The sequence below is a fragment of the Oharaeibacter diazotrophicus genome, from assembly GCF_004362745.1.
Taxonomy (GTDB): Bacteria; Pseudomonadota; Alphaproteobacteria; order Rhizobiales; family Pleomorphomonadaceae; genus Oharaeibacter; species Oharaeibacter diazotrophicus.
In genome coordinates this window covers 450,926-472,678 of the sequence record NZ_SNXY01000010.1, presented here as the reverse complement: position 1 = coordinate 472,678, position 21,753 = coordinate 450,926, and the positions used below count along the sequence as shown (strand labels likewise).

Below are 21,753 nucleotides of genomic sequence, written 5' to 3'. Positions count from 1 at the left end.
TCAGAGCCTCAGATCGACCAGGGCGTCGCGCCGCGGCCGATGAACATCCGCCACGGGGGCGGCACCGACGTCCGCGTCGTTGGAACGGCTCGCGCCGCCCGCGCCGCGGGACTGTTCGAACGCCTGGTACTGACGCTGGGCCTGCCCGTTGCCGTCGCCGCCGTTCTGGCGCAACGACATCGACACGGCACCGTCCCGCGCGTCGAAACCGGCGTCCCGGAGCGAGCGCTCGATCTGTCGCTGGTCACGCGTGAGCAGTTCGAGGGTCTCCGGGCGGTCGACGGCGAGATGCGCCCGCGCCTCACCCTTGTCGCCGAATTCGAGCCGCACGTCCACCCGCCCGAGATCGACCGGATCGAGGCTGATCTCGATGCTGTCGCCGCCGGCCTCGGCCGCCTTTGCGATCTCGGCGCCGACGCGGTGCACCGGCACGTGGCGGGCGACGAAGTGCCCGCCGGTCGCCGCCGCGGTCTGCACGGCCGCCGCCGTCGGCTGCTGCACCGGCAGCGGCAGCGCATTCGCCGCGGTCGTGTCGCCGGCGGCCTCGCCCTCGGCCTTGCGCTCGCCGCGCAGACGGGCCGCGAAGGCCGACGCCGCCGCGCTGACGCCCTGCGCCGCCTTGACCGCGATCGCCGGCAATTCCGTGGCGATCGCCTGCGCCGCACCCGGGCGCTGCAGCACCGCGGAGCGCTGCTGAGCGGTATCGGTCGTCGCCGTCGACGGCCGCGCGGTCGTGGTCGCGGCCTGTCGTCCCGCCACGGCGGCGGCCTCGCCGGTGACGCCGGCACCCGCCGCGGCCGTGGTCGTCTCGGTGGTCGCGGTGTCGGCGACGGCCGGCACCGCCGCGGCGACCGTCGCCGCCGCTTCGGCCGGGGTCGTGATCGGACGGGGCTGCGACGGCTGCGCCGCCGGCCGCTCGGCCGACGCCGGGGCGGCGACCTGCGCCCGGCGCGCCTCGCCGCGCCGCTCGCCGGCATCCCGATCCGCGACCGGGCCGTCGGTCGTCGCCCCGGCCGCGGCCGGCGGCGGCGAAGCGGCGCCTTCCTGGCCGTCCGAAAGGGCCGGCGCGGTGCCGTTCGATCCCGCCACCGGCACCGCGGCCGGCGTGGGCACGGCCGGAGCAGTCCGGCCCGGTGCGGTCGTCGGGGTCGGCGCGACCGGCGCAGCGTCGACCGCGGACGGCCGCTCCGACGTGGCCACGGTGTCGCTCGGAGCGCCCGCCACGGGCGTCGGAACCGCGCCGGCGACGGTCGGAGTCGCGCCCGGTGTTGCCGTGGCGGGAGCCATTGCCGGCGCGGAAGGCGTGACCGCATCCGTAAGGTTCGCGGTCTGCGCCGGGGCACCGCGTACACCGTCGGTCGCGGCGGTCGCCCGTTCGCCGACGGGTGCGGCGACGTCCGTGTCGGCGGCGGATCCGGCGGCACGCGTCGGCGCGTCGCGGAGGACGCGGTCGGCGGCTTCGGCGACCGGAGCGCGGGCGGATGGCGCGGCCGCAGCCTCGGTGCGTCCGTCGGCCGACGCGCCGGCATCGCCGCCGACGGCCGGCGTGGCCGGCCGTGCGACGGGCGGCAGATCCGCGGGCGCATCGGCTTCGACCACGGCGGCAGCGGCCCGGACCTCGAGCACGGGAGCGGCCGGCGTCGCGGCCGGCCGGGCCGACGCGTCGGAAGCGGCGGAGTCCGTCGACGCCGCGGCAGGCGAGGCCGAGGGCCCGCCCCCTGCCGCCGAGGAGGACGCCGACGCGGGCCGAGCCGTGGAAACGCCCGGAGCAGCGGAACCGGGCGTCGACACGTTCGACGCCGCGGCAGCGATGGTCGCCGCGGTCGTGGACGTCCCACCCGTGGTCGCGGCGGCCGCCGGAGCAGCCGAGATGGCGGGGGACGCACTCGTCGCCGCCGTGGCGGACGTCGCAGCCGTCGTCACGGCGGCGGCCGGAGCCGTCGAAGCCCGCGTGGACGGGCCCGGGCCCGCGGCCGCGAGCGTCGTCGTCGTCGTCGTGGCGGATCCCACGGCCGTCGCACCGGCGGCGGCCGGAGACGCGGCGGCGGCGGTCGAAGCGGTCGGCGTCGCGGCAGCGCCCGCGGCGACGGAGGTGGACGGTGTCGGCCGCGCCGCGTCCTCGATGCCCCGGGCGAACACGGCCGCGCCGGCGCCCGCCGACGCCGACGGTGTCGGCGGACCCGCCTCGGCGCCGCGCGTTGCAACCGGGGCCGCACTGCCGACCGCCGATCCGGTGGCGGGCGCGGAGGAGCCCGCGCCGAGCCCGACGGCCACGGTCGCGGCCCGCGCCGACGGCGTGTCCGCCGCCGGGGCGGCGATCGTGTCGGTGCCGGCATCGCCGCGCGCGTCCGCAGGAGTTCGCGCACCGGCCGGCGCGGGCGCCGCGACATTCGCCGGTCGGGCGCTCCCGACCCGCGGCGTCGGCGAGGAGACGAGATCGGTTGCCGCATCCGCGGCGGTTCGCGCCGCGATCGCCGCGCCCACGGCCGGATCGGAACGCGGAGAAGCGACCGGCGCAGTCGGCGCGGCCGGGGCGTCCGCCGCGGCGGGAGCCGCGGACGGAGCGGCGGCGCCGGCCGACGGGGTCGCGGTCGACCGCCCGGGGCCGGCCGGCGGAACCTCGGGATCGACCGTCGTCGTGGACGAGCTACCCGGCACGGCGGACGATACGTCGGCGGGTGTCGACGCCGTCGCGGCGCCCTCGCCAGACATCGGCGCGGGCGGCACGTTCGGAACCGCCACGGCGGTGGCGAGCGCGTCCGCCGGAACCGCGGCCGGGGCGGCGCTCGCGCCGGCCGACACGGTCGGGGCGGCGGCGGGCGCGGCGGCCGATGCCGCCGTCGACACGACCTCGCCCGACACCGGCGAACGCGGCGCGCTCGGGCCCGCCGCAGCAGCGGCGCTCGCGCCGGTCGACGCGGTCGGGGCAGAGCCGGACGCGGCGGCCGGTGCCGCCGTCGACACGACCTCGCCCGACACCGGCGGAGGCGGAGCGCTCGGACGCGCCGCAGCAGCGGCGCTCGCGCCGGACGACGCGGTCGGGACAGAGCCGGATGCGGCGGCCGGTGCCGCCGTCGGCGCGACCTCGCCGGAAACCGGCGGGTTCGGCACGGCCCCGGCGGCGGGCGAGACCTGCGGCGCCGACCCGGCATCGCGCGCAGCCGAAGCGACGCCACCCGCGCCACCGCCGGCATTCGACACGGCCAGCCTCGCCGCCGCGATCGCGACGCTCGGCAGCGGTGCGCCACCGGTCGCGATGCCGGCCGCGCGCACCTGCCGTTCGACCAGGGCGGCGGCGCGCGCCGCGCCGGTCGAGGTCGGAACTGCACCGAGCATCTCGGCGACGGAAGCCGTGGTGATCGCCGAGGTCGTCGCGGGCGCGGAGGTCGCGCCGGCGGCAAGCCCGCTCGCCGCGCCCGTCGGCGTGGCGGCATCGGCCCGCGCCGTCGCCACCGACCCGGCCGCATCGCCCTCGGAAGGCTGCACCGAACCGGTGACCGGCAAGAAGGCGTTCCGCCCCGTCGAAGCGGACGCGGACGCATCGGATCCGGAATCGGCGGCGATCGCGCCGGTCGTCGACGTCCTCACCGGCACGAGAGCGTCGGGCACGACGCCCTCCGCCCGAGCCGCGCCGTCGTTCGCGGCGAGACCCGTCGATGCCCGTGCGGCCGTGGCCGAATCTTCCTTGCGCTGCGCGACGCCCGGGACCGGAGCCGCGAGCTCGGACGTCCGCGTCCGCACCGCCGCGGGCCCGTCGGCCGCGTCGCCCTGCACCACAGCCGTGCCATCGTTCGCGATGCTGCCCGTCGGTGCCCGGCCGGCCGTGCCGACCTCCTCCGCGGCCGGCTCCGTGCCCGGGGCGGCGACGTCGGACGTCCGCGCAAGGCGAACGCCCGCGGCCCCCTCGGACAGGGGAGCTTCCGCGATAGCCGCGACGGCGGCGTCCGTCGACGCAGGCGCGGCACCCGCCGCCGTGGCGACGCGCGCGGCCGACGCGGCCGATGCGGCGGCCGCCGACGGGCCGATCGTCGAAGCGATCGCGACCGACTCGCCCGAAACACTGGCGGAGGCGGCCGAAATCGGCGTCGTCACCGGGGCGGACGCGCGGCCGGCGTCCGCACGGACCGGCGCGGCCGTTCCCTCCGTCGCCGTGGGAGCAGCGCCGGCGACGGTCGGGCGCTCCGCGTCTTCGGCGGCGGACGACGTCGCGCCGGCGGCGACGGCGGGCCGATCGCCGGGCGACGCGGCCGCCGAAACGGGTGAACCGGCGGCGCGCGGCACGGAGACCTCCGGGAGTGGCACCGGCTCGATCGCGACCGTCGCCACGGGCGCCGCGGCGGCCGGAGCGGCGGCGGCGGCACCGGCCGTTTCGCCGGACCGGGCGGATGCGCTCGGCGCGGTCCTACCGGCATCGGGCGCGTCGCCGACGATCGGCGAACGCGGCGGCGCGGCATTCGCTGCGGGTTCGGAGGCCGTCCGGACCGCCGTGGTCGGCGCGGCGTCGGCTGCGGCGCCCACGCCCCGTCCGGCACCGGTCGCGGCGGCATCGGCGGCGACGACGGGCGCTTCGGCCGGGGACGTGGAAACGCCCGGCCGGGCCGCATCCGCAACGACGGCGGCGGCGGCCACTGCCGGCGCAGCGCGCTCGGCGACCACGGGAGCGTCGGGCCCGCGCCCGGGCGTCGCGGCCCCGGTCGCGCGGGCTTCGGCGGCGGGACCGGCGGCCTGCATTTCGGCATCGGACGGAACCGCGGCCACGGCGGGGCGCGCCGCGGCGGCGTCCATCGACGAAGCCTCGGATCCCGCCGGGACGCGCGGCGCCGCCGACCGATCGATCGCGGCGGCCGGGTTCGGACCCGTCGCCGGCGCGAAGCCGCGCACGACGGCGACGCCGACCCCTTCGGTGGCGATCACGGGCCGCGCCGCCGCGGCGATGTCGGTCGTCGTCCGCGGTGCCGTCACGGCGCCGACCAGAACGGCCGCGGGAGCGCCGGACGAGCGCGTCGTCACCGGCGCCGTTGCGGCGGCAGCTGGGTCGGTCGGCTCGGGCCGCGAGGCGAGGGACGGCGCCGCGTCCGCGCGGGCGGCGGACGGGACCGCGGTCGCGCCCGGGACGTCGGCGGTGGACGCATGCGCGGCGACGTCCGGCGTCGCCGCGGCCACCGGTCCGGCGGCCTTGGCTCCGGTACCGTTCGTCACCGGCGTCGCCGCGGCCGCCACGGGCCTGTTCGCCGCCGGCGCGGACGCCGCGGCGGCGCCCTGCCCCGACGGCGCCGGACCGCCTCCGGCCGGCGCGGCCGCGGCCTCGACGGACGCGCCGGTCGGGCGCGTGGGATTCGCCGGGATGGTCGCCGGGACGGTCGCCCCCTCGGCGGCATCGGTGCCCGCGGCGGGGAAGGCCGGGATCGTCGGCGCGGCGGGCGCGGCTGGACGCGGGGCACCCTCGCGGGCCTCGGCGATCTCGGCGATGCCGGCGTCCGTTGCGGTGGGCACCGGCACGACGGCGAGCGGCGAGACGGCGGCAACCGGCCCGGTCGCCGTCGACGAACCGGTCACGGCCGCGGTGGCATCACCGGACACGTCCCGCGTGCCGTCCGGAGCATCACCGTCCGCGGCAAGATCGTCCGACACGCCGGTGTCACCGGTGATCGCGAACCGTTCAGCTGTGCGGGGCGAGGTCGCGGGGCCGGCGAGCGGCCGCGCCTCGTCGGAAGGCGCATCGACGGCTGGCGCGCCCGCCGAGACCGCGGCCGATGCCTCCGACCGGCCCGGCTCGCGCCGCGGCGCGGGCCCGGACTCCGGCCGCTCGGGCGGCGTGGCATCCGCCGAAGGCGACGTCGGCACGGCGGCGTCCACTTCCGCTGGCGCGTCGAGCGCCTCGGCGGCGCCGAGCAGCGCGCCGGCGTCGACGGTGCCGGCGGCCCGTTCGGGCGCGAGCGCGGCGGGGACGGGCTCGGCCGGTTCGGCGGGGGCGATCGGCTCGGCCGGCGGCGCCGCGTCGGTGGGCCGCCCGGCGTCCGCCAGGAAGCCGGCGAACAGGATCGCGGCGTCGCCCTCGTCCGACGCGGCCGGCTCGGCGGCGCGACCCGCGGCGACGGCGGGCGTCAGGGTCGGGAACAGGGCGAGCGCGGAACTGTCGAGGGCCATTTTCGGTCGGAACTCCACACCGGGCCGTCGCAACCGCCGTGCCAGCCCCGAAAACCCAGGGGCGGACTTGATTTTCCCGCGCTTTCGGCCCAGGTGAGTGGCTCCCGCCGGCGCCTCGCCCGGCCGGGATTGCCGGAGCCCCGGCAGAAGTTGCCGCCCGGCGGACCCGCGCGGCCCTTGAAGATCCCCGGCCCGCGGGGCGACAATGTCCCGCGTCGCGCCGTTCGCGACCACCAACGGGTGCCGCATGCTGAACAGTCTCGACCTGCCGGGCCGGCCCGGGGACACGCGCGTCGTCGTCGCCATGTCGGGCGGCGTCGACAGTTCGGTGGTCGCCGGGCTCCTGAAACGCGAAGGCTACGACGTCGTCGGCGTCACGCTCCAGCTCTACGACCATGGCGAGGCGACCCACCGCAAGGGCGCCTGCTGCGCCGGCCAGGACATCCACGACGCCCGCGAGGTCGCCGCCGCCCTCGGCATCCCGCACTACGTGCTGGACTACGAGGAGCGCTTCCGCCACGCGGTGATCGACCGTTTCGCCGAGAGCTACATGGCCGGCGAGACGCCGATCCCCTGCGTCGCCTGCAACCAGACCGTCAAGTTCTCCGACCTGCTCGACACCGCCCGCAGCCTCGGTGCGGCCGCGCTCGCCACCGGCCACTACGTGCGCTCGCGCCTCGTCGACGGCCGCCGTGCCCTGTTCCGTCCGGTCGACGCCGACCGCGACCAGAGCTGGTTCCTGTTCGCGACCACGGCCGAGCAGCTCGACTTCCTGCGCTTCCCGCTCGGCGACCTCACGAAGGCCGAGACGCGCGAACTCGCCCGCGAGTTCGGCCTCGCCGTCGCCGACAAGCACGACAGCCAGGACATCTGCTTCGTGCCGCAGGGCCGCTACGCCGACGTGATCGAGCGACTGAAGCCCGAGGCCGCCGCGCCGGGCGAGATCGTCCACGTCGACGGCCGCGTGCTCGGCCGCCACGACGGCATCATCCACTACACCGTCGGCCAGCGCCGCGGCCTCGGCATTTCCGCCGGCGAGCCGCTGTTCGTGATCCGGCTCGACGCCGCCGGCGCGCGCGTCGTCGTCGGCCCGCGCGAGGCGCTGATGACGCGCCGGCTGGCGCTGCGCGAGGTCAACTGGATCGGCCCGGGCGCGCTCGCCGACCTGCCGGCCGACGGCCTCGAGGTCCACGCCAAGGTGCGGTCCTCGCGCCCGCCGCAGCCGGCCGTGCTGCACGCCGCCGGCGGCGTCGTCGCCGTCGACCTGCTGTCCGGCGAACACGGCGTCGCGCCCGGTCAGGCCTGCGTGCTCTACGACGGCGCCGGCGAGGACGCCCGCGTGCTCGGCGGCGGCTTCATCGAGGCGACCGAATCGGTGTTCGCCCGCGAGCGCGCCGGCGCTCCGGTGCGGGACCTGGAACAACGCACCGTCGCCGCCGGTTGAGCCGGCGCGGCGGCAGATCCGTCAGGGAGGAGCATCGATGACCTCGGAGGAACGCGCGCGCACGGTGGACGGCGACGACGGCCCGGCGATCCGCACGGTGATGCGGGCCAAGGACGTCGTCGACGCCTACGCCCGCTGGGCGCCGGTCTACGACGCCGTGTTCGGGCCGATCATGGAGGCCGCGCGCAAGACCGCGGTCGCCGCCCTGCCGGCCGGCACGGAGCGCGTGCTCGAGGTCGGCGTCGGCACCGGCATCAGTCTGCCCGACTATCCCGCCGCCACGCGCGTCGTCGGCATCGACCTCTCGCCGGACATGCTCGAGAAGGCGCGCCGCCGCGTCGCCGAGAAGCGCCTCGCCAACGTCGAGGCGATCCACGAGATGGATGCCGCCCGCCTCGTCTTCCCCGAATCCGCCTTCGACGCCGCCATGGCGATGTACGTGATGACCGTGGTGCCGGACCCGGCCCGCGTCATGGCCGAGATGCGCCGCGTCGTCCGTCCAGGCGGGCGCATCCTGGTGGTCGGCCACTTCGCCGCCGACGCCGGCCCGCGCCGCCTCGTCGCCCGGGCGCTGACGCCGTTCGGCCGCCTGCTCGGCTGGAACACCACCATCACCGCCGCCACCCTCGCCGCCCTTCCCGGCACCCGCCTCCTCGCCGACCGCCCCGCCGGCCTCGGCGGCTTCTACCGCCTGCTCGAGTTCGAAGTCGTGAAGTGACCGCCGGCCGCGACGCGGCTTGACAGGCCGGCGGGCCGCCCCTTATATCGGCGCCGCTCGACGGGGCGGTTCCGACCGCCCCCGGGCCCGTGGCAGAGTAGCTCAGTTGGTTAGAGCGACGGACTCATAACCCGTAGGTCGGCGGTTCGATTCCGCCCTCTGCTACCATTTCTCCCCGACGCCATACCCTTGTTCGAGCCTCGTGCACCGCCACGCGGTGTGGCTTCGCCCGTCCGACATTTCGCTTGCGGCTTCGGCCGTGCCGTGGCCAGCATCGCCGCCGCTCTGGCGGGGAGGACGGCGGGTGCGGACGCGGTGGAGATCGGTGCTGGCGCTGGGGCTGGCCGGGGTGGTGGCGGCCGCAGGCTTCGCCGCCTTCTCGGTCGCGCGCGGGATCGAGCGCGTGCGCGCCGACGAGACCGCCGCCGTCGACGCCGCCTGGGCCACCGTCGCGCGCGCCGTCGGGGCGCTGCCGGCGACGCGGCGCACGCCCGACCGCATCCGCGAGATCGTCCGGCTGTTCGACGGCGACGACTTCGTCACCGTCACGCTGGTCACGCCCGCCGGCGCCCTGCGCGACCGCTCGTCGCCGCCGCGGCGCACCGCGCCGGCGCCGGCGTGGTTCGCCCGGCTGATCGTACCCTCCGACGCCGGCCGCCGCTTCGACCTGCCCGGCATCGGCGCGCTGCGGATCGACGCCGATCCCGCCCGTCCGGTCGACCGGCTCTATGCCGACACCCTCGCCGGCGCCGCCGCGCTCCTCGCCCTCGCCGGCCTCTGCGCCCTGCTCGCCGACCGTACGTTCCGCCGCCTGACGGGCCCGCTCGACCGGCTGCGCCTGCGCCTCGAGCAGGCCGGCGGCGGCGACTTCTCGGTCCGCGCGGGCATCGCGGCGCCGGACGACGTCGCGGTGGTCGGCGCCGCCTTCGACCGCATGGTCGGCCGGCTCGCCGAGGTCCGCGCCCGCGACGCCCGCATCGCCGCCCAGATGGCCGAGGCCGAGGACGAGGAGCGCCGCGCCCTCGCCCGCGACCTCCACGACGAGATAGGTCCGCTGCTGCTCGCCATCGACGTCGACGCCGCCGCGATTCGCGACCTCGCCGCCGGCCCGCCAGATCCCGGGCGCGACGCCGCCATCCTCGAGCGCGCCCGCACCGCCGGCGCCGCGGTCGCGGCGGTGAAGCGGCAGGTGCGCGCCCTGCTCGGCCAGCTCCGGCCCGGCAGCACCCAGACCATCGGCCTCGCCCAGACCATCCACGACCAGGTCGCCTTCTTCGCCCTGCACCACCCCCGCGTCGACTTCGCCGTCGCCGTGCCGGAGGAGGGCTTCGGCGAGAGCGTCGACGTCGCGCTCGCGGCGATCGTCCGCGAGGCGGTCGCCAACGCGCTGAAGCACGGTCACCCAACCCGGATCGAGATCGAGGTGGCGTTGCGCGACGAGCGGATCCGGCTGAAGGTGGCGGACGACGGCGGCGGCCTGAAGCGGCCCGCCGGCGAGGGCTGGGGCATCGTCGGCATGGGCGAGCGGGCGGCCGCGCTCGGCGGCCGCCTTTCCGTCGACAACCGATTCGACGTGCCGGGCGTGGTGGTCTCGGCCGTGATCCCGCCGCCGGGCCGGACCGGCGCCGCGGTGGATGGGGAGGAAGCACGATGAGGATCCTGGTGGTGGACGATCACGCCGTCGTCCGTCAGGGCGTGGTGCGGCTGCTGCAGACGATCCCGGGCTCGAGCTTCGCCGAGGCCGAGACGCCGGACGACGCCTTCGCGGCCTGGGCCGGCGAGCGGCCGGACGTCACCGTGCTCGACATCAACCTGCGCGGCGGCAGCGGCCTCGAGGTGCTGCGCCGGATCCGCGCCGAGGACGACCGCGCCCGCGTGGTGGTGTTCAGCATGTACACCGACGTGGTCTACGCCACCTCCGCCCGCCGGGCCGGCGCGATCGGCTACGTCTCCAAGAGTGCGCCGGCCGACCAGTTGCTGACCGCGGTGCGCAAGGCGGCGCGCGGCGAGAGCTTCGTCGACGACGAACTCGCCGCCGAGATCGCGGCGGTGCGCAGCGACGGCGACGGCGATCCGGTCCGCGCGCTGTCGCGGCGGGAGATCGAGGTGCTGCGCCTGCTCGGCGACGGCGAGAGCCTCGCCGACATCGCCGAGAAGCTCGGCATCGCGTACAAGACCGTCGCCAACACCATGACGCGCGTGAAGGAAAAGCTCGGCATGGACCGCACCGGCGACCTGATCCGCTTCGCCGTCGAGAACCGCCACCACCGCCTCTCGACCGCCGCGCTCGGGCCCGACGAGCCGGCGTGATACCGAGCTCGCAAAGTTCCGACCTCTGGTCGGAGCTTTGCGAGCGAGGAGCGCCCGACCGGGCGCCGGCCGGATGGCCGAAACCCCGGAAAGTCCCGACGAGTCGGGAATTTGCGGGACTGGTATGAGGCGCGCGCGCCGGTCGTCGCCGCGCCGGCGCGTCCCGTCCCCGGGCGGCGACGCATCGACCGAAGCGAGGGCTCCGGCCGATGCGCACCTGCCCGGAAACGGAAATGCCGTCACGCCGGAGGGACGGCGGACGGCATGTGTTCCGGGAAGTTTTCCCAACAGCTGAGGGAAGCCGTCGGGTCTTCTCGCATGGACGGTCGAGGGTCGGTGTGGTCTAGGGAAGAATTCCGAGTCCGCGATGTTCCGAAGAACGTTCCGTCACGCGCTCGATATAAGCGCGAACGGGCGAAACCTTCCAATTAAGGTTCCGTCATGTTGGCGAGAGCGACGAGACTTCGGACCTGCGAGGTTCTACGAAGGCGACGCGGCTGCGCGCAGCTCGGTCCGCGCCGAGGTCAGGATCTCGCGGGCGGCCCAGAGGTTGACCGCGGCGATCACGAGGCCGGCGACGATGTCGGGCCAGGCTGCGCCGCGATTGGCGACCAGCACGCCGGCGACCACGGTGAGGCCGTTCAGGAGCGCGTCGTTGCGGGTCGACAGCCAGATCGAGCGCATCGAGCTGTCGCCCCCGCGCCAGGCCGCGAGCCGCGTCGCCACCGTGACGTTGACGGCGAGCGCCACCGCCGCGGTCACCGACATGCCGAGCGCCGACGGCACCCCGCCGTACCACAGCCTGACCAGCACCTGCACCAGCGCGACCAGCCCGACCAGGGTCATCAGGATGCCCATGACGAAACCGGCGCGCGCGCGGTTGCGCAGCGACCAGCCGACCGCGAGGATGCCGAGACCGTAGATGCCGGTGTCCTCGAGGAAGTCGACCGCGTCGGCCACCAGCGCCGCCGAGCCGATCCACAGGCCGACCGCGCCTTCCACGAAGAACATCGCCGCGTTGAGCAGCGCGGCCTCGACGAGGACCCGGCGGTAGGCCGGGTCGCGGTGGGCGGCGGTCTCGGCGTCCGTGGTCACGGGCTCGGTTCCCTCACTCGGCCGCGGCGGCGCGGCCGGCCTCGGCCGGATCGTAGTTGAGGATCGGCGCCAGCCAGCGCTCGACCTCGGCGAGGTCCATGCCCTTGCGCTCGGCGTAGTCCTCGACCTGATCGCGCTCGATCTTGCCGACGCCGAAGTAGTGGCTGTCCGGATGGGCGAAATAGAGGCCGGACACCGCCGAGGCCGGCCACATGGCATAGCTCTCGGTCAGGCGGATTCCGGTCGCCGCGGTGGCGTCGAGCAGGCGGAACAACGTGCCCTTCTCGGTGTGGTCGGGCTGGGCCGGATAGCCCGGCGCAGGGCGGATGCCGACGTAGCGCTCGGCGATCAGGTCCTCGGGGCCGGCGGTTTCGTCGGGGGCGTAGCCCCAGAGCTCGCGGCGCACCTTCCGGTGCAGGCACTCGGCGAAGGCCTCGGCGAGGCGGTCGGCGAGGGCCTGCGACAGGATCTTGGAATAGTCGTCGTTGGCGCGGGCGAAGCGCTCGATCACCGCGTCCTCGCCGAGGCCGGCCGTGACGGCGAAGCCGCCGACATAGTCGGCGACGCCGCTCTCGCGCGGGGCGACGAAGTCGGAGATCGACAGGTTGGCGCGGCTGGAATCGCGGGCGATCTGCTGGCGCAGGCCGTGCAGCACCGCGAGTCGCGTCGTCCGGGTGTCGTCGGTATAGAGTTCGATGTCGTCTCCGACCGCGTTGGCGGGCCAGAAGCCGACGACGCCGTTGGCGGTCAGCCACTTCTCCTCGATCATCTTGGCGAGCATCGCCTGCGCGTCCTCGAACAGGGCGCGGGCGGCGGGGCCGTAGCGGTCGTCGTCGAGGATGGCCGGGTAGCTGCCCTTCATCTCCCAGGTCGAGAAGAACGGCGTCCAGTCGACGTAGCGGACGATCTCGGCGAGATCGTAGCTCTCGAAGACGCGGGTGCCGAGGAAGCTCGGCCGCACCGGCCTCCAGTCGGCCCAGTCGACGTCGAAGCGGTTGGCGCGCGCCTCGGCGATCGAGAGCCGGCGCTTGTCGTCGCGGCCGCGGGCGTGCGCCTCGGCGATCCGGGCGTATTCGCGCCGGACCTCGTCGACGTAGCCGGCGCGCTTGTCGCCGACCAGCGCCGCGGCGACGCCGACCGCGCGGCTGGCGTCGGTGACGTAGACCGCCTGACTGCGCTTCAGCTGCGGGTGGATCTTGACCGCGGTGTGGATCCGGCTGGTGGTCGCGCCGCCGATCAGCAGCGGCTGGTCGTAGCCCTGGCGCTCCATCTCGGCGGCGACCAGCACCATCTCGTCGAGCGAAGGCGTGATCAGGCCGGACAGGCCGATGATGTCGACGTTCTCGGCGCGCGCGGTGTCGAGGATCTTCTGCATCGGCACCATCACGCCGAGGTCGATCACCTCGAAGTTGTTGCAGGCGAGCACGACGCCGACGATGTTCTTGCCGATGTCGTGGACGTCGCCCTTGACGGTGGCGAGCAGGATCTTGCCGGCCGACGAGGAGCCCGCGGCGCCGCTCGCGGCCTTCTCGGCCTCCATGAACGGCATCAGGTAGGCGACCGCCTGCTTCATCACGCGGGCCGACTTCACCACCTGCGGCAGGAACATCTTGCCGGCGCCGAACAGGTCGCCGACCACGTTCATGCCGGCCATCAGCGGGCCCTCGATCACGTGCAGCGGCCGCGCCGCCGCGGCGCGGGCCTCCTCGGTGTCGGTCTCGATGAACTCGGTGATGCCGTGGACGAGCGCGTGTTCGAGCCGCTTCTCGACCGGCCACGACCGCCACGCCAGGTCCGCCGTCTTCTCCTTCGCCGCGCCGTCGCCCTTGAAGCGCGGCGCCGCCTCGACCAGCCGCTCGGTGGCGTCGCGGCGGCGGTTCAGGACGACGTCCTCGCAGAGTTCGCGCAGTTCCGGGTCGAGGTCGTCGTAGACGCCGAGCTGGCCGGCGTTGACGATGCCGAAGTCCATGCCCGCCTGGATGGCGTGGTAGAGGAACACGGTGTGCATCGCCTCGCGCACCGGCTCGTTGCCGCGGAACGAGAAGGACAGGTTGGAGACGCCGCCGGAGACGTGGGCGCCGGAGAGGTTGGTGCGGATCCAGCGCGTCGCCTCGATGAAGTCGACGCCGTAGTTGTCGTGCTCCTCGATGCCGGTGGCGACCGCGAAGATGTTGGGGTCGAAGATGACGTCCTCGGGCGGGAAGCCGACCTTCTCGACCAGGATGTCGTAGCAGCGCCGGCAGATCTCGGTCTTGCGGGCGAAGGTGTCGGCCTGGCCCTTCTCGTCGAAGGCCATCACCACCACGGCGGCGCCGTAGCGGCGCACCAGCCGCGCCTGCCGCAGGAACGCCTCCTCGCCTTCCTTGAGCGAGATCGAGTTGACGATGCCCTTGCCCTGCAGGCACTTCAGGCCGGCCTCGATCACCGTCCACTTCGAGCTGTCGACCATCACCGGCACACGGGCGATGTCGGGCTCGGCGGCCATCAGGTTGAGGAAGGTGACCATGGCCTTCTCGCTGTCGAGCAGGCCCTCGTCCATGTTGACGTCGAGCACGACGGCGCCGCCCTCGACCTGGCCGCGCGCCACGTCGAGCGCGGCGGCATAGTCGCCGTCCTTGATCAGCTTGCGGAATTTCGCCGAGCCGGTGACGTTGGTCCGCTCGCCCACCATCACGAAGTTGGCGAAGCCGGCGGCGGGCTGCGAGGGCTGGTCGGCGGCGGGAAATGTCATGGAGAGCGGATCCGGTCGGTCAGAGAGAAAGGAGGTCGCGGGCACGCGGGGAGAGGTCGCGGCCGGCGAAGGGATCGACCACTTCGAGGCCGCCGAACCGATCGCCGTCTTGCATGTCCTCGGAGAGGAGATGCGTGCAGCCGGCCGATTGCGCGGCGGAAACGAGATTGGCGTCCCAGATCGACAGCCGCCCCGCGGCTGCGAGCGCGAGGGCGGCGGAGACGGTCCCCGACGTCTGCGCGAAGGTCGGGAAGGTGGCGAGCAGACCCTGGAGATAGCGCTCGGCGATCGCCGGGTGCCATTTCAACTTGGCCGTGGCGACGCGAAAGGTCTCGCCGATGGTCTGAAGGCCGAGCAGGCCGCCGGTCTCGCGTACACGGGCCACGACGAGCCGGGCGACGTCCGCCTTCGCGGTGTCGCGCCGGTCGATCGCGTAGACCAGGATGTTGCTGTCGATCGTCGGGAGCACGGCTGGAACCGGTCGGTCTGGGCTTGAGTGCTACTGGACGCTCTCGTCGTCGTACCATTCCGCGCGCGTACCGTAGTCGCCCGGCGCGCAGGCGCCGGGACCCGGCGGCGGCGGATCGAGCATGAACTCGCGAAGGCGCTCCCACGCCGCCTGCCGCTCCTCGGCGGAGCCGGCGGGAAGCTCGACGTTCGACCCGTAGGGAGGCCGCACGGCCGCACCGGGCTCGGGATCGTGTCTGTGGGTCATGGTCCGCTCCTGGCTCCGCACGCCGGATCATACATCACGCCGCGATCACCGCCGGCTCCAATCCGGCGAGCCGCATCCGCCGCTCGACCGTCGGGATCGGCCGCGGCGCGACGCCCTCGACCGCCCGCGCGATCGCGGCGATGTGGTCCGGCGTGGTGCCGCAGCAGCCGCCGACGATGTTGACGAGGCCGGCGCGGGCGAATTCGCCGACCAGGGCCGCCATCGCCGCGGGGCTCTCGTCGTATTCGCCGAACTCGTTGGGCAGGCCCGCGTTCGGATAGGCGCAGACCAGCGTGTCGGCGAGGCGGGCGAGGTCGGCGACGTGGGCGCGCATCTCCTTGGCGCCGAGCGCGCAGTTGAGGCCGATCGAGAACAGCTCGCCGTGGCGCACCGAGTACCAGAACGCTTCGGCGGTCTGGCCCGACAGGGTGCGGCCGGAGAGGTCGGTGATGGTGCCGGACACCGACACCGGCAGCCGCACGCCCTTCTCCTCGAACACCTCCTCGACGGCGAACAGCGCCGCCTTGGCGTTCAGCGTGTCGAACACCGTCTCGATCAGGATGATGTCCGCGCCGCCGTCGATCAGGCCGCGGGCGGCCTCGGCATAGGCGATCCGGAGGTCGTCGAAGCCGACGGCGCGGTAGCCGGGATTGTTGACGTCGGGCGAGATCGAGGCGGTGCGGTTGGTCGGACCGATCGCGCCGGCGACGAAGCGCGGCCGCGACGGGTCGCGCGCCTCGACCTCGCGGCAGGCCGCCTTGGCGACGCGGGCGCTCTCGAGGTTGAGCTCGTAGGCGAGCGCCTCCAGGCCGTAGTCGGCCTGGGCGATGGTGGTCGAGGAGAAGGTGTTTGTCTCCACGATGTCGGCGCCGGCCTCGAGATACTGCCGGTGGATGCCGGCGATCACGTCGGGCCGGGTGATCGACAGGAGGTCGTTGTTGCCCTTGAGGTCGCGCGGGTGGTCGGCGAAGCGCGCGCCGCGGAAGTCGGCCTCGGTCAGGCGGTGGCGCTGGATCATGGTGCCCATGGCGCCGTCGATCACCAGGATGCGGCTCTCCGCGATCCGGCGCAGCTGGGCCTCGGTGGGCGAGAGGGGACGGCTCATGGCGGGCTCCGTGGCAGGGGTGTCGGGTCGACCGGGTCAGGCGGCTTCGGCGCCGGCGGCCGGCTTCGGCCGCTTCGGGCGCAGACCCAGCATGTGGCAGACGGCGTAGACGAGATCGGCCCGGTTCATGGTGTAGAAGTGGAACTCGCGATAGCCGCGGTCGATCAGGTCCATGACCTGCTCGGCGCAGACCGCGGCGGCGACGAGCTGGCGGGTCACGGGGTCGTCCTCGAGACCCTCGAAGCGCTCGGCGAGCCACGCCGGCACGCTGGCGCCGGCCCGGCGGGCGAAGCCTGCCGTCTGGGTGAAGTTCACCACCGGCACGATGCCCGGCACGATCGGCACGTCGATGCCGGCGGCGCGGACGCGGTCGACGTAGCGCTCGAACACGTCGTTGTCGAAGCAGAACTGGGCGATGGCGCGGCTCGCGCCGGCCTCGACCTTGCGCTTCAGGATCTGGATGTCGGCCGGCACGTCCGGGCTCTCCGGGTGCTTCTCCGGATAGGCCGACACCGAGATCTCGAAGTCGCCGATCGCGCGGATGCCGGCGATCAGTTCGGGCGTCGAGGCGTAGCCGTCGGGATGCGGCACGTAGCGGGCACCGACGCCGCCGACCGGGTCGCCGCGCAGCGCCACCACGTGGCGCACGCCCGCCGACCAGTAGCCGCGCACGACCTCGTCGACCTCGGCGCGGCTGGCGTCGACGCAGGTCAGGTGCGCCGCCGGCTTCAGCGCGGTCTCGCGGACGATCCGGGCGACGGTGGCGTGGGTGCGCTCGCGCGTCGAGCCGCCGGCGCCGTAGGTCACCGAGACGAAGCGCGGCCCGAGCGGGGCGAGCCGCTCGATCGCAACCCACAGGTTCTCCTCCATCTTTTCGGTCTTCGGCGGGAAGAACTCGAAGGAGACGCCGATGTCGAGGTCGGCGAGGTTGTGGCTCTGGCGCATGGGGGATACGTCCTCGTTGTCTTTTCTTCTCTGGCCGCCTCAGGCGGTCCTCGGCAGGTCGCCGGCGATCTCGATGCGGCGGTCGGCGGCGGTCCACAGCGTCACGGTCAGGCGGTCGCCGTCCGCGCCGGGCGGAAGATCCACCGTCTCGCGCGGCTCGAGGCCGGCCGCCTCGATCCAGCCGCGCATCTGCTCGTGCGAGAAGCCGAGGCGGCGGTGGGCGTGCTCGGCGCGCAGGAACTCGAGATCGTGCGGCGCGAAGTCGACCACCAGCAGCCGGCCGCCCGGCGCGACGGCCCGGCTCGCCTCGCGGATCGCGCGGGCCGGATCGTCCAGATAGTGCAGGACCTGGTGGATCACCACCAGATCGAACTGGCCGGTGCCGACCGACAGCGCCGAGACGTCGCCCTGGCGCACGTGAGCGTGGTCGATGCCGGCGGCCGCGAGGTTGGCGCGCGCCACCGAGAGCATGTCGTGGCTCATGTCGATGCCGACGGCGCGGTCGTAGCGATCGGCGAGCAGGGTCAGGATCCGCCCGGTGCCGGTGCCGATGTCGAGCAGGGCGCGGATCGGCCGGGCGCCGAGGGCACGGCGGATCGCGGCCTCGACCGCGGTGTCGGCGACGTGCAGCGAGCGCAGCCGGTCCCAGGAGGCGGCGTTGGCGGCGAAATAGCGCTGCGCCTCGGCGGCGTGGGCGGCGCGCACGGCCTCGAAGCGCTGGCGGTCGCGGGCGAGCACCGGGTCGGCCGGGTCGATCCGCGCCAGCACGGCGCGGGCCGTCGCGGCGCCGGCGCCGTCCTCGGCGAGGCGGTAGTAGGCCCAGGCGCCCTCGGGCAGGCGATCGACGATGCCGGCCTCCGAGAGCAGCTTGAGGTGCCGCGACACCCGCGGCTGGCTCTGCGCCAGCACGTCGGTCAGGTCCTTCACGGTCGCCTCGCCGGCCGCCAGCAGCGCCATCAGGCGCAGGCGCGTCGGCTCGCCCGCGGCCTTCAGCGCGGTGACGACGTCGTCGAGGGCGGCGGTAGCGAACGGCATTCTGGACATAAAGATATCTTTATGCCTCTTTGGCACCCTGCGCAAGCCCGAAGGCGCGCCTCCCCCGCCCCTTCGAATCCGTCTTGACTTCGAGTGCGCTCGAACTCGTAGCTTGCCGGGCGTCACGACGGGATCGAGGCCCTCATGAAGATCGGCGAACTCGCGCGGCGCACGGGCCTTTCGGCCCACACCCTGCGCTACTACGAGCGGATCGGGCTGCTGCCCCTCGCCGACCGCGACGGCGGCCGGCGGCGGGACTACGACGCCGCCATCCTCGCCTGGATCGACTTCGTCGGCCGTCTCCGGACGACCGGCATGCCGATCCGGGAGATGGTCCGCTACGCCGAACTCCGCGCCCTCGGCGCGCACACCGGCGCCGAACGGCGGGCCCTGCTCGAGGCCCACCGCGAGCGGGTCCGCGCCCATGTCGCCGATCTCACGGCCTGCCTCCTCGTCCTCGACGGCAAGATCGCCGGCTACGCCGACGCCGAACAAGGGATCGCCGACCATGACGCAGACCCGACGGACCACGCCCGCGACGACCACCCCGGAAACGGACGCGCCCGCGACCAGCCGGCTCGAACGCGGCCGCCGCGCGCTCGCGGCGATCGACGGTGACGCCGGCCGCCGCGTCGTCGACGCCCTCGCCGACGTCGCGCCCGACTTCGCGACCTACCTGCTCGAGTTCCCGTTCGGCGACATCTACGACCGCCCCGGCCTGTCGCTGCGCGACCGCGAGATCGCGACGATCGCGGCGCTCGCCGCCCTCGGCAACGCGACGCCGCAGCTCGAGGTCCATGTCCACGCCGGGCTGAACGTCGGGCTCACCCGCGAGGAGATCGTCGAGGTGCTGATGCAGATGGCCGTCTACGCCGGCTTCCCCGCCGCGCTCAACGGCCTGTTCGCTGCCAAGCGTGTCTTCGCCGAGCGCGCCACCGCGGCCTGACGCCCTCGCCCAAGAACGCAACGGCCCCGCGAGCAGCTCGCGGGGCCGTCGTCGCTTGCGCGGGAAAGGTCCCTCACACCGCCAGCCGCGTCTGCCGCCAGGCGGCGATGCGGGCGCGGGCGAAGCGCGGTTCCATCTGCTGGTACTGGTTCAGCGCCTGACCGCGCTGTTCGTTGGCGAGCCGGTGCTTCCACGGGCCGACCTTCAGCATCGCCTGCACGGTCGTGAAGCGCAGGCCGAGCGCCTTGGCGATCACCACGAAGGGCTCGGTGTCGACGCGCACCAGCCAGTGCTTGGCCTCCTCGAGGTCGATGTCGGCGAGCACCGCGAACACGGCGACCACGTCGGCGAAGCGGTCCTCGATGGCGTACTGGCAGAGCAGCGCCTCGCTGGCGACCCGCGAGCCGCCCTGCTGCATCAGCTTCTCCCAGGCGGTCTCGAAGTCGTACTGGCCGATCCAGTAGCTGTTGGTCAGCCGCTCGCCGGCGCGGCGCGCCGCCTCGGACAGGCCCTGTTCGGCCGCCTTCATGCCGCGGCCGGAGAGCGCCCGGCGCACCTCCTGCTCGGCGTGGTCGACGAGGCGCCCGATCACCGTGTCCGGGGTGTCCGGGTGGTCGCCGAGGGCGGTGGCGGTCTCGAGGTCGGTCATGGCCTGCCGGACCAGCAGGTCGAGCGCGCGGTCGCCGATGCGAGCGCCGGTGTTCTGCGCCACCGTGCGGCGCACCCGGCTGTCGCCGCGCTCGACCACCATGTCGGTGACGATCTCGGAGAGGTTGGAGCGCGCGGCGATGGCGGCGAGATGGTCGTTGCCGTGGGCGCCGGCCACCGCGATCAGGTCGCGGTCGGACAGCACCGGCGACTTGGTCAGCACCGGACCGGCGACGGTGATCTCGCTGTCGCGGGCGAAGCGGCGCACCACCCCTTCCGGGGCGCGGCGCAGCGGCGCGATCTTCTCGGCGGCGAAGGCGCGGGCCTCGGTCTCGACCATGTCGGCGAGACGGCCGAGGACCTCGTCGTAGATCTCGATCTGCTCCAGGGTGCATCGCTCGGAGGCGAAGGCGAACAGGGAAGCGACCCCCTTCATCAGCTCGTTCCGCCGGCTCGCCGACGGGTCCTGAGCGAGGCTTCGGAAGTCCACGAGGTTGGTTTCGATCATGGCGCGCCCGGGAAATCGGATACGATGAACGTACGTTAGCGAAGGCGCTTCCAGATTCCGTTGCACGGGACGTGCAAATTTTAGCGGTTCTCCACGCCGGAAAATCCGTGGATCCTCAACGCCAGATCCACTGTGCCGGCACACGGACCGAGACCGCCGTTCCGGCCTCCGCGGCCCCCGCGCGCTCCACGCTCGCCACCAGACCGCGGCGCCGCGCCGCGGCCTTGGCGAACGCCGTCTCGAGCTCCGGCCTGCCGAGGGCGCGCGCCAGCGCCGCACCGGCGTCGCGGCAGGGCGCGTTCTGAGCCTCCACCACCAGCGCCGCGCCGCCGGCGAGGAACAGCCGGCTGCCCGCCGGCAGGAACGACAGCCGCGCGACGCCCGACAGCACCATGTTCGCGCCGATCGCCTCCGGCGGCACCGCGGCCAGCCCGAGCGCCGCCGCGACCTCGGCGAGGTCCTCGGCCGACACGATCGAGACCTGCCGGCCCGAGCGGATCGCCGTGCCGCGCGGATACCACGGCTCGCGCCCGCCGGCGCGGCGGACGTGGCCGGCGTGGTGGTCGCCGGCGATGCCCTCGAGGGTGAGGTCGAACCGGTCGACCGGCCGGGTCGCGAAGCCGTCGCCGTCGGCGATCAGCACGGCCTCGAGCCGCGCCGCCAGCTTGCGGCCGGGCACGATCTCCGGTTCCGGCGTACCGAACAGGTCCCCGGTCACCACGACAGCGGGTCGCCGGTATGGTCGAGGAAGCGGCCGGTCGAGCCGATGTCGAGCGCCCGCACCCGCGCGATCAGCCCCGACACGCTCTCGGCGGTCGACACCGCGGCCCCCGGGCCGCCCATGTCGGTGCGGACCCAGCCCGGGTGCATCGTCAGCACCGCGATCCCGGCGGGTTCGAGGTCGCGCGCGAGGCCGCGGGCGATCCGGTTGAGCGCCGCCTTTGACGCGCGGTAGGCGGTGGTGTCGGACTTGTCCTCGGCGAGCGAGCCCATCCGGCTCGAGATCATCAGGATCTTGCCGCCGGGACGGCGCAGCTTCGGCAGGAGCGCCCGCGTCACGAACAGCGGCGCGATCGCGTTGACCCGGAAGCTCTTCTCGAACACGCCCCAGTCGAGTTCGGGCGCCAGTGTGTCGGCGTTGCGCTCCATGAGCACGCCGGCGTTGTTGACGAGCACGTCGACCGGCCCCTCGACGAGTTCGCCGAGCCGGGCCACCGCCGCGGGATCGGCGACGTCGAGGGCGATCACCTTCAGCCGGCCGTCGCTGGCGGCGACGAGGCCGGCGAGCACGGTCGGCTCGCGCACCGTCGCCACCACGTTCTCGCCCTCGGCGAGCAGACGCTCGACGAGGCCGCGTCCGATCCCGCGGCCGCCGCCGGTCACCACCCAGGTCGCCATGCCGTTCC

The 21,753-nt window shown here is 74.6% G+C and carries 15 protein-coding genes, 1 tRNA gene and 2 pseudogenes; 7 read left to right on the top strand and 11 right to left on the bottom strand.

What is annotated here, in order from left to right; translation table 11 throughout:
• Entirely contained in the window at positions 1-6,396 is a 6,396-nt protein-coding gene (locus tag EDD54_RS19840; RefSeq protein ID WP_133674047.1) for a flagellar hook-length control protein FliK, read from the bottom strand.
• A gap of 1 nt (position 6,397) precedes the next feature.
• Between EDD54_RS19840 and mnmA the strand changes: the two genes are divergently transcribed.
• The 5 genes from mnmA to EDD54_RS19815 all read left to right on the top strand — a co-directional run bounded on the left by mnmA (position 6,398) and on the right by EDD54_RS19815 (position 10,619).
• A complete protein-coding gene (gene mnmA / locus EDD54_RS19835) occupies positions 6,398-7,591 on the top strand; it encodes a tRNA 2-thiouridine(34) synthase MnmA (RefSeq protein ID WP_126541805.1) in 1,194 nt (397 codons plus the stop codon).
• Between the two features lie 37 nt (positions 7,592-7,628).
• Complete coding sequence (locus tag EDD54_RS19830; RefSeq protein ID WP_126538855.1) at positions 7,629-8,309, top strand: class I SAM-dependent methyltransferase; 681 nt, start codon at positions 7,629-7,631, stop codon at positions 8,307-8,309.
• A 91-nt stretch (positions 8,310-8,400) separates the two neighbouring features.
• A tRNA-Met gene (locus tag EDD54_RS19825) sits at positions 8,401-8,477 on the top strand.
• Positions 8,478-8,613: 136 nt separating this feature from the next.
• Complete coding sequence (locus tag EDD54_RS19820) at positions 8,614-9,963, top strand: HAMP domain-containing sensor histidine kinase (protein WP_126538857.1); 1,350 nt, start codon at positions 8,614-8,616, stop codon at positions 9,961-9,963.
• Positions 9,960-10,619 (top strand): response regulator transcription factor, encoded by a 660-nt coding sequence (locus EDD54_RS19815; protein WP_126538859.1) that lies wholly within the window; start codon positions 9,960-9,962, stop codon positions 10,617-10,619. The genes EDD54_RS19820 and EDD54_RS19815 overlap by 4 nt, the downstream gene beginning before the upstream one ends.
• A gap of 480 nt (positions 10,620-11,099) precedes the next feature.
• Here the strand turns inward: EDD54_RS19815 and EDD54_RS19810 are convergent, their stop codons facing one another.
• From EDD54_RS19810 to EDD54_RS19780, 7 genes and pseudogenes are all read right to left on the bottom strand, one after another.
• The gene (locus EDD54_RS19810) at positions 11,100-11,714 is read right to left on the bottom strand and encodes a cation efflux transmembrane domain-containing protein (RefSeq protein ID WP_126538861.1); all 615 of its coding nucleotides are present in this window, start codon (positions 11,712-11,714) and stop codon (positions 11,100-11,102) included.
• Positions 11,715-11,727: 13 nt separating this feature from the next.
• Positions 11,728-14,550 (bottom strand): annotated as a pseudogene (gene metH / locus EDD54_RS19805) (methionine synthase); the annotation flags it as partial.
• Positions 14,465-14,914, bottom strand: a complete 450-nt coding sequence (locus EDD54_RS19800; RefSeq protein ID WP_126538865.1) for a PIN domain-containing protein — start codon at positions 14,912-14,914, stop codon at positions 14,465-14,467. The pseudogene metH and the gene EDD54_RS19800, both read right to left, overlap by 86 nt.
• 30 nt (positions 14,915-14,944) lie before the next feature.
• Positions 14,945-15,160 (bottom strand): hypothetical protein, encoded by a 216-nt coding sequence (locus EDD54_RS19795; protein WP_126538867.1) that lies wholly within the window; start codon positions 15,158-15,160, stop codon positions 14,945-14,947.
• Between the two features lie 52 nt (positions 15,161-15,212).
• A pseudogene (locus EDD54_RS19790) lies at positions 15,213-16,265 on the bottom strand (homocysteine S-methyltransferase family protein); the annotation flags it as partial.
• Between the two features lie 36 nt (positions 16,266-16,301).
• The gene (gene metF / locus EDD54_RS19785; RefSeq protein ID WP_126538869.1) at positions 16,302-17,210 is read right to left on the bottom strand and encodes a methylenetetrahydrofolate reductase [NAD(P)H]; all 909 of its coding nucleotides are present in this window, start codon (positions 17,208-17,210) and stop codon (positions 16,302-16,304) included.
• A gap of 39 nt (positions 17,211-17,249) precedes the next feature.
• Complete coding sequence (locus EDD54_RS19780; protein ID WP_126538871.1) at positions 17,250-18,245, bottom strand: ArsR/SmtB family transcription factor; 996 nt, start codon at positions 18,243-18,245, stop codon at positions 17,250-17,252.
• Between the two features lie 144 nt (positions 18,246-18,389).
• On the opposite strand from EDD54_RS19780, the gene EDD54_RS19775 reads away from it, so the two are divergent.
• Together EDD54_RS19775 and EDD54_RS19770 are read left to right on the top strand one after the other, a co-directional pair.
• Positions 18,390-18,863, top strand: a complete 474-nt coding sequence (locus EDD54_RS19775) for a MerR family transcriptional regulator (RefSeq protein ID WP_126538872.1) — start codon at positions 18,390-18,392, stop codon at positions 18,861-18,863.
• Complete coding sequence (locus EDD54_RS19770) at positions 18,754-19,191, top strand: carboxymuconolactone decarboxylase family protein (RefSeq protein ID WP_126538873.1); 438 nt, start codon at positions 18,754-18,756, stop codon at positions 19,189-19,191. The genes EDD54_RS19775 and EDD54_RS19770 overlap by 110 nt, the downstream gene beginning before the upstream one ends.
• A gap of 73 nt (positions 19,192-19,264) precedes the next feature.
• Here EDD54_RS19770 and EDD54_RS19765 read toward each other — a convergent pair whose 3' ends face one another.
• The 3 genes from EDD54_RS19765 to EDD54_RS19755 all read right to left on the bottom strand — a co-directional run bounded on the left by EDD54_RS19765 (position 19,265) and on the right by EDD54_RS19755 (position 21,745).
• Positions 19,265-20,275 (bottom strand): DUF2336 domain-containing protein, encoded by a 1,011-nt coding sequence (locus EDD54_RS19765; RefSeq protein WP_165645056.1) that lies wholly within the window; start codon positions 20,273-20,275, stop codon positions 19,265-19,267.
• A gap of 187 nt (positions 20,276-20,462) precedes the next feature.
• Positions 20,463-21,068, bottom strand: coding sequence for an MOSC domain-containing protein (locus tag EDD54_RS19760; RefSeq protein WP_166653471.1), 606 nt, complete (start codon positions 21,066-21,068; stop codon positions 20,463-20,465).
• A complete protein-coding gene (locus tag EDD54_RS19755; RefSeq protein ID WP_126538876.1) occupies positions 21,062-21,745 on the bottom strand; it encodes an SDR family oxidoreductase in 684 nt (227 codons plus the stop codon). Before EDD54_RS19755 ends, EDD54_RS19760 begins: the two co-directional genes overlap by 7 nt.
• Between the last annotated feature and the right edge of the window lie 8 nt (positions 21,746-21,753).

Excerpts from the sequence above, each read along its gene's own strand:
- EDD54_RS19755 (WP_126538876.1), bottom strand. The coding sequence starts at position 21,745 with ATGGCGACCTGGGTGGTGACCGGCGGCGGCCGCGGGATCGGACGCGGC.
- EDD54_RS19780 (WP_126538871.1), bottom strand. The coding sequence starts at position 18,245 with ATGCCGTTCGCTACCGCCGCCCTCGACGACGTCGTCACCGCGCTGAAG.
- EDD54_RS19775 (WP_126538872.1), top strand. The coding sequence starts at position 18,390 with ATGAAGATCGGCGAACTCGCGCGGCGCACGGGCCTTTCGGCCCACACC.
- EDD54_RS19815 (WP_126538859.1), top strand. The coding sequence starts at position 9,960 with ATGAGGATCCTGGTGGTGGACGATCACGCCGTCGTCCGTCAGGGCGTG.
- EDD54_RS19840 (WP_133674047.1), bottom strand. The coding sequence starts at position 6,396 with ATGCGGCACCCGTTGGTGGTCGCGAACGGCGCGACGCGGGACATTGTC.
- EDD54_RS19830 (WP_126538855.1), top strand. The coding sequence starts at position 7,629 with ATGACCTCGGAGGAACGCGCGCGCACGGTGGACGGCGACGACGGCCCG.
- EDD54_RS19795 (WP_126538867.1), bottom strand. The coding sequence starts at position 15,160 with ATGACCCACAGACACGATCCCGAGCCCGGTGCGGCCGTGCGGCCTCCC.
- EDD54_RS19770 (WP_126538873.1), top strand. The coding sequence starts at position 18,754 with ATGACGCAGACCCGACGGACCACGCCCGCGACGACCACCCCGGAAACG.
- EDD54_RS19765 (WP_165645056.1), bottom strand. The coding sequence starts at position 20,275 with ATGAAGGGGGTCGCTTCCCTGTTCGCCTTCGCCTCCGAGCGATGCACC.
- metF (WP_126538869.1), bottom strand. The coding sequence starts at position 17,210 with ATGCGCCAGAGCCACAACCTCGCCGACCTCGACATCGGCGTCTCCTTC.